15 protein-coding genes are annotated in these 17,158 nt (G+C 57.1%); 10 read left to right on the forward strand and 5 right to left on the reverse strand.

All coding sequences use genetic code 11. The annotated features are described in order from the left end of the window. The 7 genes from ACMDCR_RS10125 to ACMDCR_RS10155 all read left to right on the forward strand — a co-directional run bounded on the left by ACMDCR_RS10125 (position 1) and on the right by ACMDCR_RS10155 (position 9,883). Complete coding sequence (locus ACMDCR_RS10125) at positions 1 to 990, forward strand: ABC transporter permease (protein WP_413992408.1); 990 nt, start codon at positions 1 to 3, stop codon at positions 988 to 990. Beyond that, positions 987 to 1,850 carry an ABC transporter permease gene (locus tag ACMDCR_RS10130; RefSeq protein ID WP_413992409.1) on the forward strand — a complete coding sequence of 288 codons (864 nt, stop codon included), beginning with the start codon at positions 987 to 989 and terminating at the stop codon, positions 1,848 to 1,850. The genes ACMDCR_RS10125 and ACMDCR_RS10130 overlap by 4 nt, the downstream gene beginning before the upstream one ends. Beyond that, positions 1,847 to 3,514 carry a dipeptide ABC transporter ATP-binding protein gene (locus ACMDCR_RS10135; protein WP_413992410.1) on the forward strand — a complete coding sequence of 556 codons (1,668 nt, stop codon included), beginning with the start codon at positions 1,847 to 1,849 and terminating at the stop codon, positions 3,512 to 3,514. Before ACMDCR_RS10130 ends, ACMDCR_RS10135 begins: the two co-directional genes overlap by 4 nt. A gap of 47 nt (positions 3,515 to 3,561) precedes the next feature. Beyond that, a complete protein-coding gene (locus ACMDCR_RS10140; RefSeq protein ID WP_413992411.1) occupies positions 3,562 to 4,977 on the forward strand; it encodes an LLM class flavin-dependent oxidoreductase in 1,416 nt (471 codons plus the stop codon). A gap of 876 nt (positions 4,978 to 5,853) precedes the next feature. Continuing rightward, complete coding sequence (locus ACMDCR_RS10145) at positions 5,854 to 6,771, forward strand: hypothetical protein (protein ID WP_413992412.1); 918 nt, start codon at positions 5,854 to 5,856, stop codon at positions 6,769 to 6,771. A gap of 332 nt (positions 6,772 to 7,103) precedes the next feature. Beyond that, positions 7,104 to 8,126 carry an SIR2 family protein gene (locus tag ACMDCR_RS10150; protein WP_413992413.1) on the forward strand — a complete coding sequence of 341 codons (1,023 nt, stop codon included), beginning with the start codon at positions 7,104 to 7,106 and terminating at the stop codon, positions 8,124 to 8,126. A gap of 8 nt (positions 8,127 to 8,134) precedes the next feature. Continuing rightward, positions 8,135 to 9,883: an ATP-binding protein gene (locus tag ACMDCR_RS10155; protein WP_413992414.1), complete on the forward strand. Its 1,749-nt coding sequence runs from the start codon at positions 8,135 to 8,137 to the stop codon at positions 9,881 to 9,883. Between the two features lie 292 nt (positions 9,884 to 10,175). On the opposite strand, the gene ACMDCR_RS10160 is transcribed toward ACMDCR_RS10155, so the two are convergent. Then, complete coding sequence (locus ACMDCR_RS10160) at positions 10,176 to 10,667, reverse strand: hypothetical protein (RefSeq protein ID WP_413992415.1); 492 nt, start codon at positions 10,665 to 10,667, stop codon at positions 10,176 to 10,178. Positions 10,668 to 10,839: 172 nt separating this feature from the next. On the opposite strand from ACMDCR_RS10160, the gene ACMDCR_RS10165 reads away from it, so the two are divergent. Further along, positions 10,840 to 11,337, forward strand: coding sequence for a helix-turn-helix domain-containing protein (locus ACMDCR_RS10165; RefSeq protein ID WP_413992416.1), 498 nt, complete (start codon positions 10,840 to 10,842; stop codon positions 11,335 to 11,337). 188 nt (positions 11,338 to 11,525) lie between these two features. Here the strand turns inward: ACMDCR_RS10165 and ACMDCR_RS10170 are convergent, their stop codons facing one another. The 4 genes from ACMDCR_RS10170 to ACMDCR_RS10185 form a co-directional block, all read right to left on the reverse strand. Next, the gene (locus ACMDCR_RS10170; RefSeq protein ID WP_413992417.1) at positions 11,526 to 13,301 is read right to left on the reverse strand and encodes a DUF4236 domain-containing protein; all 1,776 of its coding nucleotides are present in this window, start codon (positions 13,299 to 13,301) and stop codon (positions 11,526 to 11,528) included. 102 nt (positions 13,302 to 13,403) lie between these two features. After that, positions 13,404 to 13,997 carry a phospholipase D family protein gene (locus tag ACMDCR_RS10175; protein ID WP_413992418.1) on the reverse strand — a complete coding sequence of 198 codons (594 nt, stop codon included), beginning with the start codon at positions 13,995 to 13,997 and terminating at the stop codon, positions 13,404 to 13,406. A gap of 20 nt (positions 13,998 to 14,017) precedes the next feature. Continuing rightward, positions 14,018 to 14,299 (reverse strand): hypothetical protein, encoded by a 282-nt coding sequence (locus ACMDCR_RS10180; RefSeq protein WP_413992419.1) that lies wholly within the window; start codon positions 14,297 to 14,299, stop codon positions 14,018 to 14,020. A gap of 3 nt (positions 14,300 to 14,302) precedes the next feature. Continuing rightward, the gene (locus tag ACMDCR_RS10185; RefSeq protein WP_413992420.1) at positions 14,303 to 14,551 is read right to left on the reverse strand and encodes a DUF3761 domain-containing protein; all 249 of its coding nucleotides are present in this window, start codon (positions 14,549 to 14,551) and stop codon (positions 14,303 to 14,305) included. 354 nt (positions 14,552 to 14,905) lie between these two features. On the opposite strand from ACMDCR_RS10185, the gene ACMDCR_RS10190 reads away from it, so the two are divergent. Beyond that, positions 14,906 to 16,357, forward strand: coding sequence for a hypothetical protein (locus tag ACMDCR_RS10190; protein WP_413992421.1), 1,452 nt, complete (start codon positions 14,906 to 14,908; stop codon positions 16,355 to 16,357). A gap of 160 nt (positions 16,358 to 16,517) precedes the next feature. Continuing rightward, on the forward strand, positions 16,518 to 17,156 hold the full coding sequence (locus tag ACMDCR_RS10195) for a hypothetical protein (RefSeq protein ID WP_413992422.1): 639 nt from the start codon (positions 16,518 to 16,520) through the stop codon (positions 17,154 to 17,156). The last annotated feature ends 2 nt before the right edge of the window (positions 17,157 to 17,158 follow it).

Raw genomic sequence — 17,158 nt, forward strand, 5'->3', positions numbered from 1 at the left:
ATGGCGGAGAGGCTCGCGGGACATGTACCGGTTCCGGCGGACGGCCGGTTCCGGCGTCTTCTCCAACGAATAGCGCTTCGCGGGGCCGGCGGCGCACTGGTGCTGCTGGCATCGGCGACCGTGACGTTCTTCGCTCTTCATCTGACACCGGGCGATCCGGTGCGTGCGCTCCTGGGAGGGCCGACATCCAATCCGACGCCGGAAACCATCGCCGCGGCCATCAAGGAGTTCGGGCTGGATAAGCCCTTGCTCACCCAATACGGCATCTATGTGCTCCGGCTGTTGCAGGGCGATTTCGGCATGTCCTTCTCGCAGCACATGCCGGTGAGGTCCGTCATCGCGGAGCAAGCTTGGTCGACACTGCAGTTGACGATGCTGTCCTTGCTTCTGTCGTGGATATTGGCGCTGATTTCCGTGCTGGGGACCACGCGGCGCGGCCGATGGCTGAGCGGTATCGGCTCCGCGATCGAAACCATCAGCGCCTCCTTGCCGCAATTCTGGCTCGGGATCGTGCTCCTTGCGGTCTTTGCCTTCGGTTTGCAGCTATTCCCTCCTGGAGGAAGCGACGGTTTTTCGAGCCTCGTGCTTCCGGCCCTCGCACTGGGACTGCCGCTGGCCGGCTTCCTGGCGCAGGTGATGCGTGAAACGCTCGAGCTCGCGCTTGATCAGCCATTCATCCTGTCGGCTCGTACGCGCGGGCTCAGCGACTGGCACGTCCGCATAAGACACGCGCTGCGCCACGCGGTCTTGCCGGCCATCAGCCTGTCCGCCTGGGCTGTCGGCTCGCTGATCGGCAATGCGGTCCTGGTCGAGTACATCTTCTCCCGCCAGGGCCTGGGACGACAGCTTTACCAGGCCGTCTCCCTTCAGGACATGCCACTCACCATCGGCATCACGCTGTTCGTGACCCTGGTCTACATCGTCACGAGCATTGTGGTCGATGCCCTCTACGTCGTCGTGGACCCCCGTCTCAAGGCAGGTCGCAGATGAACACTTCAAATTTTGCAATGGCCGCCCAACTCGCGCCCGGGAGCCGTTTCAGAGCCTTCCTTGCGCCGGGGCCGGCATTGGCCGGATTGTTGCTCATCGCGATCGTGGTTGCAGCGATCGCGCCTCAACTGTTCTCGCATCTCAATCCTTTGGCGATTGCGCCACGTGAAGCGTTTCGGGCGCCCGGGTGGGCACATTTCTTTGGCACGGACCAGTCGGGGCGCGACATCTTCACGCGTGTGATCTATGGCACCCGCCAATCATTGCTGCTCGGTGTGGGCGCGGTGGTGCTATCGATGGTCGTGGCCGTCATCCTCGGGCTGCTGGGCGGTCTCACCGGCCGACTTGGCGAACGTGCCGTCGGCTGGATCCTGGATGTCTTGTTTTCTTTTCCGACGATGATCTTGGCGCTGCTGTTCGGCGCTCATCTGGGTAACGGCATCATCCCGCTCATCATCGCTACCGGGATCGGCAATGCTCCCGGTTATGCCCGCATGGTGTTCGGCCAGGTCCTGACGGCGCGCAATGCCGGTTATATCGAGGCGGCGCGTGCGCTTGGGCATTCTCCTCTGCGAACGATCCGCCGGCAGATTCTGCCCAATGCCATGCGCCCCCTGATCGTGACGATCACGATGGGCGTGGGACAGGCGATCGTATGGGCTTCGGCCCTATCCTTTCTCGGCCTCGGTGCCAAGCCGCCGGCGGCGGAGTGGGGCACGATGTTGTCGATGGGTCGCGATTTCGTCCAACAGGCCTGGTGGCTGACCTTCTTTCCCGGCCTGTTCATCGTTCTGACCACGCTGTCGACCACCATACTTGGCCGATACCTTCAGCGCCGATTGGAAGGGCGTGTGTCATGAGCGCAGCAAGCCTGATTGTCGAGGATCTCTCGATTACGCTTGGGCAGGGATCCGCTCGCCGCAATGTCGTGCGCAGCATCTCCTTCAGCGTCGAGCCAGGGAAAGCTGTCGCCCTGGTCGGTGAATCTGGCTCAGGCAAGAGCGTCACCGCTCGTACGCTTGTGGGGCTGACCGGGGGAAACAGCCAGATAAGCGCGAGCACGTTCAGCTATGGTGGCCAAGACTTGCGTCAACTCTCGGAAACGCAATGGCGGGCCCTGCGCGGCAAAGAAATCGGGTTCGTCCTGCAGGACGCGCTGGTCTCGCTGGATCCGTTGCGGGCCGTTGGGCAGGAAATCATCGAGGCGCTCGCTGCCCATAACTGGGGGACGCCGCAGCGCCGCAGAGAGCGCATGCTCGAACTGTTGGGCCTGGTCGGCATTCCCGAGCCCACGCTACGATCCCATCAGAGACCGGATGAACTGTCAGGCGGCTTGCGTCAGCGTGCCCTTATCGCCACAGCTCTCGCACTTGATCCGGCGCTCGTGATCGCCGACGAGCCCACAACCGCCCTGGACACAACGGTGCAGGCCCAAATTCTGGGTGTACTGGGAGACATCAAGCGGCGAGGCAATGGCCTGCTTGTCATTAGCCACGACTTGGCGGTCGTTTCGGAATTGGCTGACGAAGTGCTCGTCCTCAACCATGGCGAGGTCGTCGAGCAGGGATCTGTGGAACAGGTCCTCAATCGGCCCAACCACCCTTATACGCGGGCCTTGCTCGATGCAGTGCCTGGTACTCATCCACGCGGCACCAGGTTATCTCCAGCCAATGGCAGATCCGCGGTGACACGGGCGACCCAACTGCCACGTCCCGTGCTTCAGGCGAAGGACCTTACGAAGGCCTATGATGGCCCCGACCATCTCAGCAGACTGGCAATCGACGGCGTCGGCTTCACACTCGACGCAGGCCGCACCCTCGGGATCATCGGCGAGTCAGGATCTGGCAAGACGACCACTGCCCGCATTGCTCTTGGCCTGATCGAACCAGACGCCGGCACCGTGAATTTCGATGGGCGGCCATGGGTCACGGCTGGAAAGACAGGAAGGGTCACCGAAAGAGACCGTCGGTCGAGGCGCCGGGAATTTGGCATCATCTATCAAGACCCGCTGAGTTCTTTCGATCCGCGCTGGAGCGTTGCGCAAATCCTTGGCGATGCCCTCGATGCCTGTGGTGTGCCGCGCCGGCACCATCCCGATCGTATTGCGATCTTGCTCGAAAAGGTCAGGCTGTCGCCCGACTATGCGAAGCGCTGGCCCCTGCAGCTCTCGGGCGGGCAGAGACAGCGCGTCGCAATTGCGCGCGCGATCGCATCCGAGCCCAAGATCATCGTCTGCGACGAACCCGTCTCTGCCCTTGATGTTTCCGTCCAAGCCCAAGTCCTCGACCTGCTAACAGACCTTCAGGATGAACTCGGCGTGTCCTATCTCTTCATTTCGCATGATCTCGGCGTCATCCGGCACATGAGCGACGATGTCTTGGTGATGCTCGGCGGGCGGATTGTCGAACATGGGTCCGTCGAAAAGGTCTTTCACGACCCGCGCCACGAATTCACCAAGCGGCTCCTGGCCGCCTCGATTCACAAGATTTCTCCTTCGCGTCAGCCCAATCGGGCCTTTGGCTGAGATCGCGGTCAAAGACCAGCAATTGCTTTCAATTCCAATGGATCAGCATGACCAAGCAAATTCACTTCAACGCATTTGAGATGAACTGCGCCGCGCACCAGTCGCCTGGCCTCTGGGCGCATCCGCGCGATCGCTCCTGGCAATATAAGGACATCGAATATTGGACCGATCTGGCGCAGATTCTGGAGCGCGGCATCTTCGATGGTGTCTTCATTGCCGACGTCATCGGCTACTATGACGTCTACAAAGGCAATAATTATCACGCCATCGAGCAAGGCGCGCAGATCCCCGTCAACGACCCCCTGCAACTCGCCGTGCCGATCTCTATGGCTTCCAAGCATCTCGGCATCGGCATCACGGCTTCGACGACCTTTGAACATCCCTATACCTTTGCCCGGCGCCTATCGACCGCCGATCACCTGACCAAGGGGAGGGTGGGCTGGAATATCGTCACCTCCTATCTGAACAGCGGTGCTCGCAATGTCGGCGAGAATGGACTGCGCCGTCATGACGATCGCTATGAGGTGGCGGAGGAATATCTCGAAGTCCTCTACAAGCTCTTCGAGGGGAGCTGGGAAGAGGATGCAGTGGTTCGCGACCGCGAGCGCCGGATCTTCGCGCTTCCGGAGAAGGTTCATGAAATCGGTCACCACGGCAAATTCTTCGACGTGCCCGGTTACCATCTGAGCGAGCCGTCACCACAGCGCACGCCTGTGCTCTACCAGGCCGGTTCCTCGGGGGCCGGAAAGCGCTTCGCCGCCCGGAATGCCGAATGTGTCTTCGTGAGCTCTCTCTCCAAGAAGCTGCTGAAGGCCTATGTGGCCGATATACGCCGGCAGGCAGCGGAAGCGGGGAGGGATCCGCGCAAATTACTCGTCTATACGCTGGTGACGGTGATCGTCGACGAAACCGACGAAAAGGCGCTTGCCAAGTTCAGCGAGTATCAGCGCTATGCTTCTTATGACGGCGCGCTTGTGTTCATGTCGGGCTGGAGTGGCGTCGATTTCGGCCAGTTCGCGCCTTCGGATGTCGTGAAGGACATTCCACCGAATGCCATCACCTCGATGATGGAGGAGATTGCCTCGGATTCGAAAGCGTGGTCCGTGGAGGAACTGGCAAGCCGTGGCAGCATCGGCGGGCTTGGCCAGGTGTTTGTCGGATCTGCGGCAACAGTGGCGACCACCCTGCAGGAATGGGTTGAGGAAACGGATGTTGATGGTTTCAACCTCGCCTATGCCGTGGCGCATGAGACTTTCGAGGATATCGTGACCTATCTCGTGCCCGAGCTTCAGCGACGAGGCGTCTATCCTACGGCCTACCGACCCGGGACTTTGCGGGAGAAGCTGTTCGGGGACGGGCCGTTTCTACCGGAAGATCATCCCGGCAGTCAGTTTCGCGACATTCAAGCAGTGAAGCAGCAGAGGATCGGTCGCCAGCCGCTCCCTCGACCTCAGCACCCATGATGACCCGGACCGTTGCTTTCACAGCACACGGACGGCCCTCGGGGGGGGGGCGGTCCACCGGTCGTGGAATTTACAACTCAGGGGCAGGCTCCCTTGGCATCGCCAGAGCTATCGCCGAACACTCCGGCCCACGTCCCAACTGGATCGGCCATGAGATTTCGGATGATCACGCGGACTATCTGCGACAGGGGTTGATGGACGTCGCCATTGACCAGGACCCGGCTGGGCAAGCCATCGCGGCGCTTCAAACCCTGCTGCACGCGATCGGAGTGACGGATCGTCGCCCGTGGACGTCGCGCGGCGAATTGCGGGTATATACCCGCTACGTCCCCGGCTCGATGCTTCCGGGCGGGACGTTGCCTCTGTCACTTCCATTGGTGTAATGTGCAAGTTTGTCGATCGTTGGCCGGCGCGCAGCGATCTGGGGCGCCTCGAAGCGTGGTTATAGAATAGGGCCATTTCGGAGGTGATACCCGGCAATTCCGGTCCGGTTTGGTGCATCCGTGGTACCAGCCTTAAGGGGCAATCCTGAACGAAAGCTACGCTGCGGTCCGAAATAGCCCACTGACACACGCGATAGCGACCTTTTCCAGAACGCCTTCATAGCGAAAGCAAAAACGCAATTTGAGATGGTTGCAGGCCCCCGCAACCACTTTTATCATAACTCAATCGCCATCTGGGTCTGACAACCTGGATGGCGTTTTGCGTTCGTACACGTACTGCGCACCACGCGAACAGCCTACTCTCACGATGGCAGGCTGAGCGTAGATTTGGATGCCAGCGGCAGCCGACGCCACCGCGCGCCGCCGGGCCTTGGGATCTCGTGTGTATAGTGTTATGCTATACGCGTATCGAAGACTCGTATAGGATAACGCTATGCCGCCCGAAAAGTCCGCGCAGGTCAATTTGCGCCTCACACCGTCATTGAAGGCTCGCGCCGAAAAGGCTGCGGAGCGCGATCACCGTTCGCTAACCAGCCTCATCGAAAAGCTTCTGGCCGACTATCTGTGCGGGCGCGTGAGCCTCGAAGTGTGGCACAATGCGGCGAAGGAGAAATTCGAACGTCTCGCCCTCGACCGTGGGGAGGCTAAAATCCTTTCGCCGCGCAAGTATCGCACGCTTTCGTTCTCGATCCATACTGCCGATGCGTTCGAGTTCGAGCCCGCCGCGCTTCTTCCGATGGTCAATGCGCTGCCGTCGCTTATGGCCGGCTATCGCACCCAGCTTTTCGACGTCTACACCCGTGAGGGACTTGCGCCTTATCTCATTGCTGACGCCAAGGCCACGCCGACCGGCAAGACCTCAGAAATTCTCGAAAGCGCCATATTCCCTGACAGGGCGGTTACCGGCTTGACCGACTTTTGGCGGGTCGCCCCCGGCGGCTTTGCCACGCACATCGGCGTCTACTATGAAGACCGGAAAAAGAGCTACGACGGCTTTGAGCCCGGCACGTGGTTTTGGCCGTTTCAAGCCATGCGCGAGGTTAACGCGCTCGTTCTGATCGCGATGGTAATGGCTCAACGGCTGGAAGGTGCAGAGAGCGTCGAATTTCGATGTGAATGGCAGGGGCTCGGGGGCCGCGCGCTTTCTGATGCAGAATTCGGCTTTCCTTGGCTGCCGGGTCTCACCTCTTATGAGGAAGAGCGGGTCACGCTTGGCGAATGGAGTGTCGACGATCTGAAGCACCAGCCCGTCATCGTATCCGAATTGGTTGGGCCGCTCGTTCGGTCGTTCTATCCGTCCTTCCCATGTGATCCCGATTGGGTCGGCCGCCAGATCGCCTTGCGGCGATAATTTCCGCAAGGGCTAGGGAGGTATTTGGATGGGACGGGGCAAAGGCTCACCGACCCAAGGCGTGTTCGACCTCGCGAAACCCGAAGACTTCTACGCGCTGATGATCGCGGACTGCATTCGAAGCAGCATGGATGCAGACCGTTCACCCGCAATACGTCCGCGCGCTCCAACTTGCGGACAGTCGGCCTAAAATACAGCCAGTGGTGGCGTTTCCGGGGTTGTTGGTGAGATAGATCTGAAGCAGACGGCTTCGTCGTACTGGATTTGTACAAGATACTTCCGTATGACTACCTACAATTGCCTATCCGCGAGCAAGATGGCTGTGTGAACTAATGGATATCGATGGTATTGCTAAGCTTGCGCAAACCTGCTTTGCAAGCAATCCGGTGCTTGTACTTGGAAGCGGGGCTTCGGCCCCACATCAATTACCGGGAATGGACGCCCTGAAATATCACCTGATGGCGGTAGTTGCAGCAGATGGCCCGGAAGAGGAGACTGCATGGGATCAAGTCCGACAAGCGTTTGAGGCTGGAGAGCATCTTGAGAAGGCACTTACCGGAAAGGTGCTGCCGACGCGCCTGACGAAAAAGATTGTTGATGAAACTTGGCGCTGCATTAATGCTGCAGACAAGGCCGTATTCTTCCGTGCTTTGTGTGGGACCGAGGTGTTTCCCTTGGCTACGCTACTGGCTTCTCTTTTCCGAAGCAGCAACAAAACAGTCGACATTGTCACTACAAACTATGATCGCATCGCAGAATACGCCTGCAACTCGACAGACCTTCTGTTTTCGGCGGGGTTCATCCCCGGGTACATTCAACTGCGTGAGGGGGGAGACCCTGTCCATTTTCATCGAGGCGGTAAGCAGATGCGAACTGTTCGTATCTGGAAGGTCCATGGGTCACTGGACTGGTTCGAACGTGCGGATGGCAGCGCCATCTCAGCTCCACTTTTCGATCTTCCGGATGGGCCTATCACCCCGCTGATCGTTACGCCCGGTTTCAACAAGTTCGAACGTACGCACGATGAACCATTTCGTTCAGCAATCCAGGGTGCTGATAGGTCGCTTGAAAATGCTGATGCCTTTCTATGCGTCGGGTTCGGGTTCAGAGACACTCATATCGAACCTAAGATGCTGGGTCGTTGCAGACAAAAAAATCTGCCCGTGACTGTTATTGCCCGTTCACTCACCGATGAAGCACTTGGATTCCTGCGTGACAAGGCGGGAGCGCGGTACCTTGGGATTGAAAAAAGCGGGACCGGTTCAAGGGTATACGTAGCAGAACACCCAGGGGGCTTATTTATTGCTGATAAAGACTTCTGGTCAATGGACGGCTTTATCAAATTAGTGACTTAAGGAAGAACATGCCAATCTTCAATTTCGCCGACAACGAGGCGCTTGGTTGTGTTATCTCCGTCGATACGGCGACCGTTACTATTAGGGTTGATGCGATCGAGAGATTGCGTCGGATTCAGGTGAATCGTCTCACGGCTCTCCAAAGCAGTCGCGCAGGGCAACATCTCATTGGCGTCGTTACCCGCATAACTCGACGCGCGGAAGATCGCGTGGATGCGCCGGCGGGCGAAGTCGATCCGATCGATCAGGTGCTCCCTGAGAACAACCTCGTGAGGATCACGTTGATCGGCACGCTGCTGGACCGTGTCGGCATCCTGGAGAACGTCTTCCGCCGAACACTTGAGACGGTTCCGGAAATCGACTCAAACTGCTTTGCGTTAGAGGGCGAGCGCCTGACCCAGTTTATGCAGGTCATCTCGGATGTGGGAGCTGACGGCCCACGTCTGTCTCTAGGTACGTTCACTCTCGACGATGATGCAGTGGCCTACCTAAATGGGAATAAGCTATTCCAACGCCATGCTGTCATTGTCGGTGGAACCGGTTCGGGCAAGTCGTGGACCACCGCACGTCTTCTCGATCAGGTCGCTCAATTGCCCCAGGCCAACGTCATTCTTTTCGATATTCACGGCGAGTACAAGCCGCTGATTGGGGATGAATTTCGCCACTTTCGGATTGCAGGGCCGGTTGATATCGAAAGAAAAGCCGGCCTTGCTGACGGGGTATTGCATCTCCCCTACTGGTTGCTGGGCTATGAAGCACTGATTTCGCTGTTCGTTGATCGCTCTGACCAGAACGCACCCAATCAGTCTATGATGATGATGCGCTCCATTACAGATGCGAAGCGGGCGGCATTGAGTGTTCCGGCTCACGCTGACATTCTTGCAAATTTCACTATTGACAGCCCAGTGCCGTTCGACATTGGCGCCGTGCTGTCAGAACTTGGGCGCCGTAATGTCGAGATGGTTCCGGGAAAAACAACGGAAAAGCAGGGACCTTATTTCGATAAGCTCAGCCGCCTGATTGCCCGACTAGAGGCCAAACAGCAGGACCGCCGCCTCGGGTTTCTCTTTCAACCGCCGGCGGAATGTATGGATATGAGCTGGCTTGCGCAGGTCGTCCATCTGCTGGTCGGCGGTCGCGGGGCGCAAGCCGACGCCAAAGGAGGCATAAAGATCATCGACTTTTCGGAAGTGCCCTCGGATGTCTTGCCGTTGATGGTGAGCCTTCTTGCTCGACTGGTTTTTACAACGAGCCAATGGACGGAGCAGGCAGATCGGCACCCGATTGCGCTCTTGTGTGATGAAGCTCATCTGTACATCCCGGAGCGCACAACGTCGGATAGTAGCGATGCTGTCTCCGTGGAAATTTTTGAACGCATTGCGAAAGAGGGCCGAAAGTATGGAATAGGCCTGGTTGTCATTAGCCAGCGTCCCGCCGAGGTGAATCGGACGGTACTCAGCCAATGTAACAACGTAATCGCTATGAGACTGACCAACGGCGACGACCAGATTGTCATTCGCCGGCTGCTGCCCGACAGTCTTGGAAGCTTCGGTGACCTTTTACCCGTGCTGGATATAGGCGAGGCCCTCGTTGTTGGCGATGCAAGTCTGCTACCAACCAGGGTGCGGGTAGCGGAACCACGTCATAAGCCGAATAGCCAGACGGTAGCATTCTGGGATTGTTGGAATGAAGCCGAGGGCAAGGGGGATTCGCCGAAGGCTGTCAGAGCCTGGCGCCGTCAGAGCTTTCAACTCTAAGCTTTTCTACAACACGAACTCAGGGCCTTCCTAAGTGTGAATCGGCATTGCGGAATAACCCCGGTCGCTGCAACAATATCAATGACATAAGATGCCGATCGGCGCCCAAACTCCATGCCGATTCACAGCCGGGGAAGTCCTGACTGCCCCGCCGATCGGTCGAACAACGGAAGGTGAGATGCCGCCCTGGCAGGGATGATCGCCCTTAACGTCGGTTCAATCTCACCAGGATCGGCAAATCGCCCAGCTCAAATCTGAGCAGTCGAAATAGATCAACAGGTTACACTGGGGGTCATGTTTTGGGTGCAGCTGGCACCGTGATCGGCGACGAGGTAATGGAAATCGCGCCCTTGATGTTATCGATCGCCTTTTGGTAGGCCATGGCTTCTGGCCGGTTGTTGGTGGGGTTTTTCAGATCGGCGTCGGCAGGACACGGAAGCTCGGAAACATAGCCTGTCCATTTATTCAGCGACGCGACAGTGCCGGCCAAGTTCGCATTGACCTTTTCCCTATCAGAAGCGAGAGCCACGACTTGATCTTGCAGCTTGGTGTTCCCGGCACTGAGCGCCACGACTTGCTCTTGGAGATTGGCGTTAGTTGACTGAATAGTGTTCGTTTCCTTTTGAGATAATATACCAAGTATCATTATAATAATAGAAAATAGCATAAAGATATAAACGGGCGCTCTCTGCTGCGTATAATGCATAAGAAGCCGGAAAGATAAAACCGCGCAGACGCCGCCTAAGCCGGTGACGCCATAGTTCAACGCAGATAGCAGCCCCATTTTATGTCCCCCTGGCTCGTCACTAGTATCGCGCCCCCGCGCCCAATCGGAGATTATCTCAAAAGCACCGTGACCTTGCCGTGACCCTCCAATACAACGGCGGGAGGGGCTGCCGCTTGTGGATCAAGCGCTCCTCCAAGCAGAATGCGCCCCATCAACCGGGCGGTCCCCAATGGCTGAGGACAGCAAAGAAGCGCCGGAGAGCGGCGCCAAGCACCCGGGCGGCCGCCCTACCAAATACGATCCGGCCTTCGCCAAGCAGGCTGCCAAGCTCTGTAAGCTGGGCGCGACGGATCCCGAGCTGGCCGATTTCTTCGAGGTAAGCATCCGGACTGTGGAGCGCTGGCGTAGCGAGCATCCTGAGTTTTGTCGTGCCGTAAAGGTCGCTAAGGCCGCTGCCGATCAACGCGTTGAGCGCAGCCTTTACCAACGCGCCATCGGCTACAGCCACCACGCTGTGAAGATCTTGCAGAACGGCGGCGACGTCATCACGAAGGAATATCGGGAGATCTACCCGCCCGACACCGCGGCTTGCATTTTCTGGCGCATGAACCGCGACAAGGAGCGCTGGCACGACAAGCAAGAGGTCGAGCATGGCGTCACGGGTGAAGTGTCCGAGCTGCTGAAAGCGATCGATGGCAGAACCCGCGGTCTTCCAAACGGCGGTTGACCGGTTCCTGGATGTCAGGTGGCGCCTCAGCAACCTCCATTACATCACGGATATGACCAATCCAATCCTGCAGCTGCCTGACGGTGCCACGCGGTGCGCCGAACACCCCATTACTTGCGCCCTAGCGTGACCAAATAGCGCCCAGCGGGGTGATGAAAGCTCGCTCGGATAAAATCGATCTTCTAACCTCACGGCCGATCTTCTGATCGAGAGCCGCCATCCACGGGGGCCACCGGACCAATATTAGCATTTGCGCCAGGATTGCCGGTCTTTGTTAGCGCTTTGCTGAAAACCCAGCCCGTTGCCCCGTTCTCCAGGCGAACGTGACTCCAGCCTTGCTCTTCATTCAACACCAAGACTACAGAATTCTTCTGCAGAGTTCCGATTACCAGATACTTCGACCCCGGTCCTTCTCGAAGATTGAGGCCCGTGTTCGTGTAACGGACTACGGGTGGTGGAGCAGGGAGGCCAGAAACGCTCGACGGCGAGTTCGGTGTGCTGAGTGAATGGGCTTCGTTCGTTGCCGAAGTTAAAGACTTCGGTGTCGTGACAGAAACGGATGAAGAATGAGGCACTGCGCTCGGAGATTCCCCAACGTTCGAAGAGGACGTTTGCGAATTCACATTGGCGCCTTGCGCAGGCGCTGCAGGGGCACCTGTGAACTGAGTTGAGATACTCCGCTCGAGTTCCTTGCTGAGACGTGTGGTGGTGGCCTCATCCTTGCCTTTGAGCAATACCGCTGTAAGCGGCAGCAGAAGAAAGGCAGCGCCCGCAATCATCAGACTGCGTACCCCGCTAAGCTTCTTTTTGTGTCCGGTCTGCGGTTCGAAGGTGTGGACTGCCGGCGTCGCTGCATCAGGGGCTGAAAGTGCCGGGCTCGTTTCTTTTGGAAGCCGTGCGAGTTTCAAACACCCGTCCGCAAAGTCGGCAGCCTTACCTGTCTGTGAGAACTCAACGAGCTCATTCACGCCGCTGTCGCTTTGGAGGTGCACCGTTTCGTATAGACAGATGGGTAACTGGCGATTGCTTTTGAAACGCCGATCCGGTCCGCCATTCTTGTTGGGGTGTTCCCAAGTATGGTCGACAACTTGCGCGTCGATCGGTAGCCGTTCGGTTTCGATGAACCGGGATTCCTGCCAGCGGAGGCGAAGGTCAGCGTAGCTCACTGCACCAACTTTCTTGCCGTCCTGAATGAAGACCACGTCCGGCATGAAGAACATAGTCTGCTTCCCAACGCCCATTGCCGGTGCAGAAACGTTGCTCTTGATCACCGACGGAAGCGAGTTAGTTAGGGTCGTCGCTTTCCTACGAACCAGATACGACGCCCCGGCATTTCGCTTCCACGCAGCAAGGCTTTGGATAGCGCCACCCGCTTCGATGTGCCATTTGCCCGCACACCTCGCGAGCCCGTCAAATCCTTCTGCAAGACGGTTGTATGCAGCCTCGGCATCGCCTTCGAGGTCGTAGTAGAGAACGACGCTGCGGCGATAGGAATCAAACCATCGTCCGATGGCCCATGCTGGCAGAGCAAGGACGGCAAGGACAAGGCCGGGGCCTCCCGAGGCGAAGCCTGCTACGACGCCGACTACGATCATCGTCCAGCACAAAGCAACAGACATTCTGATCTGGGCAGCCTTGGTGTTGATTTCGTCCAGCATCTCCCCGAAGGACTCATCGCGCATGTGCACCACGTCGGCAGACTCGACTTCGGTCATCGCGACGTCGTCATTCGCTGTAATGACGGGTTGAAGGGGTTGGGCGACGGATTGTGCCGCTCTTTGCCGTCCAGCGTTACCGAGCGAAGCTCGATAGTAGAGTCCGCCGCGGCCGGCATGAATGTAGTGGCCACGCGGTCCGGTGCCGAACCTCAGACCTTTCACGCCGATCGAGACGCCCACTCCGCCTTTTGAGAAGTTAAAGCGAAACGGGCCAGCGGATACAGATTTTCGAATATAGAACGGCACGATCGGCCCCAGTTGAGAGTGACGATTTTTCCAATGCACAGCCAGCGCTGATAACCATAAGCGTTCCGGCTCCGAGTACCGCGCACCTCACGAATTGCTCTCCTAATTTGAAGGGGCGTCGTCCGACCCTTGGGATTTGGCAACTGAGGATGATGACGGTTCGTCCACGCCGCCATAGGCTTTGGAGGCCTTTAGACGCGCGTCCCAATTCGCCTCAAACTCCCGGGCAACCGGCGGGCTGAATATCACGAGCAAGTTTTCAGCGTTTCGCGTCTTGGCAGCCTTGGTGAAATTGTAGCTGCCGGTGATCACCCTGGCATGGTCAATCACCATAACCTTGTTGTGGGCAATCCCCGGTGTGGTGTCGATCCAGACCGGGATGTTGTTGTTCGTCAAGTACGTCGCGGCGCTGTATTTGCCACGATCGTTGCTCTTATCGAGAATGACCAGCACCTCGACGCCGCGGTTCGCAGCGGCCTTCACCGCCTGAAGGATCGGGATCGAGGTGAAACCATAGGCCTGGATCAAGACCTGCTTAGTGGCCGCTTTGAGCGCTTCGACCACCTCAGCCTCGCAATCCTCGCCGGGCGTAAAGCAAACTGACACACTAGGCGGAAGTACCCGACGGATTGGCTCGGCCACAGCAAATTGCGGGATGAACAAAGCGCAGATAATAGCGGCAACGATTTTTTTCATAGACGGAAAACGGCGCTCATTCAGTTGTTTACCCGACTATTGAATTGATCAACGGCTTCATTGTACGCTTGGAGAGCAGCATCGGATTCTCTCTTCATACATTGCAAATAGTCGTCGACATCAGACTTATAGCTCCTCATTTGACTAAGGCATTCCTCGTAATCGCTCTGGTCATCGAAGGCTCCCGACTGTTCGCTGCAGGCAGGCCTTTCAGGTTCGGAGCATAACGCTTGCGCCGGCGCTATATTGCCGACCACCAGAAGGATGGAGCAGGTGCAACCAATAATTTTGGCAGTTGCCATGGCTTACTCCCAGCGCGCAACACCGCCATGGTGACTGCAGGTGCCTTGATGATGATGGGAGTAGCTGTGGGTGCCGTCCCCACAGACTGCGATTTCCTTGCCGTGTTCTCCGTTGCTTTCCGGCACATGCACCCAAGTGCCGTCGCTTGATTGGTAGTAGCTGCCTTCCCGGTTATAGTCCCTCGCTTGAAGGGGCTGAAAAGGAAGGATCGCTGTGGCCAATGCGAGCAGCGCAATATCTGCGAATCTCATGCGTTTCCCCAGCCGGCCCCACCTGCTTCGTGGTCTCGTCCGGTCGGGCTGAACCCACGCAGCTACCGTATTCGTGACGCGAGCGTGACGCGATAAGGGCAGGCCTACTTCGCGCGCTTGATCCAGCCTTTTCGCCGCGCAATCTAACGGCGAAAACGTTGGGGGGATCACCGAAAGCGTGTAAATGAGTGCCAGCGGCGTCTCGGCGGCGGCAAATGCGTTTATGTGCCGCGCTGATGCTCAACAAGAGACAAGGGCGCATAGCCAAGTATGGGGTTCGCTCGCTACAAACTGACGAAATCAACGCAGCAATGCCCGCCGCCGATTTTGACTGGAACTCTCGGAAACTAAACTGTGAAAAGTAATGCTCTATCCCGCCTCCTCGATGGCATCGCAAAGCCTTCGCATGACAGGCGTCCGTCGATTGAGACCTTCCCAGACATTGATACCGACCGGCTCGCCAAGCAGATGGACCTCGCTGGTCGCGGAAGGGAGCGAGGCGCAAACAATGAACCGCCTACTTCCGTAACAGCGCCAGATCAAATCGAAGCCGAGATTGTCGAGCGGATCGAGGCCGTAAAAAAATCGTCTCATGCATTAATCGAGGATGAACTGCGAACTTACGCCGAGCGCCTGGCGGCGTTAGATTTCGAAGATCGCTTTACTCAAATCCAGCATGCAGCACCAGCTGCAGTTGGCGACTTCAAGTTGGAAGCGAGGGCTGGCAAGGACGATCTTTACGCCTTACGCAGGAATTTGCGGGACCTCGACGCCGAGCAGCAGGCATTCCGCAGGAGAAATAAGATCGAGCACACCGCGCGTGTTCAGGGAGGTGCAACAACATTTCTTAAGATTGCGATTTTAGTGGTATTGTTTCTTGTTGAAGCTATCGCCAACGGCAATTTTCTGTCAAAAGGAAATGAATTAGGTCTTCTAGGCGGATTGACTGAAGCATTCGCATTTGCGGCGCTTAATATCGTTGGTACTGTCATCATAGGACTTTACGGTATTAAACAGATAACGCATATAAGTATATCTCGTAGGGCGATTGGTTTCATATCTGTTCTCTTCTATCTAGTTTTCTCCTTCTGCCTTAATCTCGCTTTGGCACATTATCGTGAGGTCTCGGGAACGATTTTGGAGGGTGCTGGTGCAGAGGTTGTTCGCCGTCTGGCAAGTAGACCCTTCGAACTTCAAGAACTCAATTCCTGGATCCTTTTCGCGCTCGGCCTACTCTTCTCCCTCATTGCCCTTATCGACAGCTTGACGTTCTCGGATAGCTACCCGGGGTATTCCGACGTGCAACGGCGTCTTGAGGCCGCCCGCGAGGACTATCGTAGGACGAAAGCAGATCTTGGCGACACGCTGCGGGAGGTCAGAGACGAGTACCAGGAGCGGATGGAAGAGATCAGTCGTGATTTGTCCGTACGGAGGAGTGAATATGAGGCGATCGTCGCCAACCGTTCCAGAATGATCAAACTGTTTGTCCAACATCAGGAGCACCTGGAACGCGCAGCAAACGTTCTTTTGGGAATCTACAGGGAGGCCAACAAGGCATCCCGACCGTCAAAGACTCCTAAAAGGTTTGACAGCACCTTCAGTCTTCCTCGGATCCAAATTGATGCCCATGCGGACGGTGAATGGAGTGCCCGTGAATTACGCTCCCGCATTGGGGAAATACACTCGCTACTCATTTCAGAGGTGAAGGAAATCCACGCTTACTATCAAGCAACAATGGACGAGTACCGTCAGCTTGACGACATCGTGCCAGAACCAGGGGAACGCGATGGCGCGCAGCCGGCGTAGACGGACGCGAGGCCGAAACGGCTTGCCTCAGATATTGATAGCCTGTGTGCTTTGCGTTCTCGCAGCTGGTGTGCTTGGGGCTTACGGGTATTTCGAATTCACCACCCCCCGCCCGGCGAAGCGCGGACCTGACGGATGCCCGGTAGACGGACCTGCAGGCGTGACCGTGGTGCTTGTGGATACGTCCGATGCAATGCCACCGATAGGGCGAGAGGAGCTAACGACGCAACTCGTGGACCTGGCAGAAGGCCTGCCAAAGCTCAGCCTCCTCGAGCTTCGCGTTATGGATCCTGGGATCGCGAGTGGGGCTGTGAAATTTCATGCCTGCAACCCCGGCGACGGGGCTGATATTGACCCCCTTACAGGAAATCCCGAGCTGGCAAAAAAGAGGTGGAGAGAGTTTCAGGACAAACTAAAGGCTGTACTGACACAAGGTCTCAGTGACATTCCTTCTGAGCAATCTCCGATTATGAAGACTATTCAAGCGATAGCTGTTGAGGATTTCACGACCTCTCGTGTTGAAAATATCGCAAAAACATTAGTTGTTGTGTCTGATATGCTTGAGAACGGACCCGATTACAGCCAATACCGAGGCGATCTCTCTTTTGCACGTTTCAAAAAATCTGCGGCATATAGAGACTTCCGGACCGATTTGCACGGGACGAGCGTATTCATCAAATATGTACAGCGCCAGCGTCCGCCCATCGACAGTGTTGCCCACATCGCTTTTTGGAAGCAGTGGATCGAGGACAATAATGGGCAATTCGTTAGCGCAGAAAAACTGCAGGGAGTTAACTAGGC

Origin of the sequence: Labrys okinawensis, assembly GCF_047345005.1 — a bacterium.
GTDB classification, from domain to species: Bacteria; Pseudomonadota; Alphaproteobacteria; order Rhizobiales; family Labraceae; genus Labrys; species Labrys okinawensis.

Bases quoted from the DNA above. Each gene is read 5' to 3' on its own strand.
- ACMDCR_RS10125 (WP_413992408.1), top strand. From the start codon at position 1: ATGGCGGAGAGGCTCGCGGGACATGTACCGGTTCCGGCGGACGGCCGG.
- ACMDCR_RS10130 (WP_413992409.1), top strand. From the start codon at position 987: ATGAACACTTCAAATTTTGCAATGGCCGCCCAACTCGCGCCCGGGAGC.
- ACMDCR_RS10135 (WP_413992410.1), top strand. From the start codon at position 1,847: ATGAGCGCAGCAAGCCTGATTGTCGAGGATCTCTCGATTACGCTTGGG.
- ACMDCR_RS10140 (WP_413992411.1), top strand. From the start codon at position 3,562: ATGACCAAGCAAATTCACTTCAACGCATTTGAGATGAACTGCGCCGCG.
- ACMDCR_RS10145 (WP_413992412.1), top strand. From the start codon at position 5,854: ATGCCGCCCGAAAAGTCCGCGCAGGTCAATTTGCGCCTCACACCGTCA.
- ACMDCR_RS10150 (WP_413992413.1), top strand. From the start codon at position 7,104: ATGGATATCGATGGTATTGCTAAGCTTGCGCAAACCTGCTTTGCAAGC.
- ACMDCR_RS10155 (WP_413992414.1), top strand. From the start codon at position 8,135: ATGCCAATCTTCAATTTCGCCGACAACGAGGCGCTTGGTTGTGTTATC.
- ACMDCR_RS10160 (WP_413992415.1), bottom strand. From the start codon at position 10,667: ATGGGGCTGCTATCTGCGTTGAACTATGGCGTCACCGGCTTAGGCGGC.
- ACMDCR_RS10165 (WP_413992416.1), top strand. From the start codon at position 10,840: ATGGCTGAGGACAGCAAAGAAGCGCCGGAGAGCGGCGCCAAGCACCCG.
- ACMDCR_RS10175 (WP_413992418.1), bottom strand. From the start codon at position 13,997: ATGAAAAAAATCGTTGCCGCTATTATCTGCGCTTTGTTCATCCCGCAA.
- ACMDCR_RS10180 (WP_413992419.1), bottom strand. From the start codon at position 14,299: ATGGCAACTGCCAAAATTATTGGTTGCACCTGCTCCATCCTTCTGGTG.
- ACMDCR_RS10185 (WP_413992420.1), bottom strand. From the start codon at position 14,551: ATGAGATTCGCAGATATTGCGCTGCTCGCATTGGCCACAGCGATCCTT.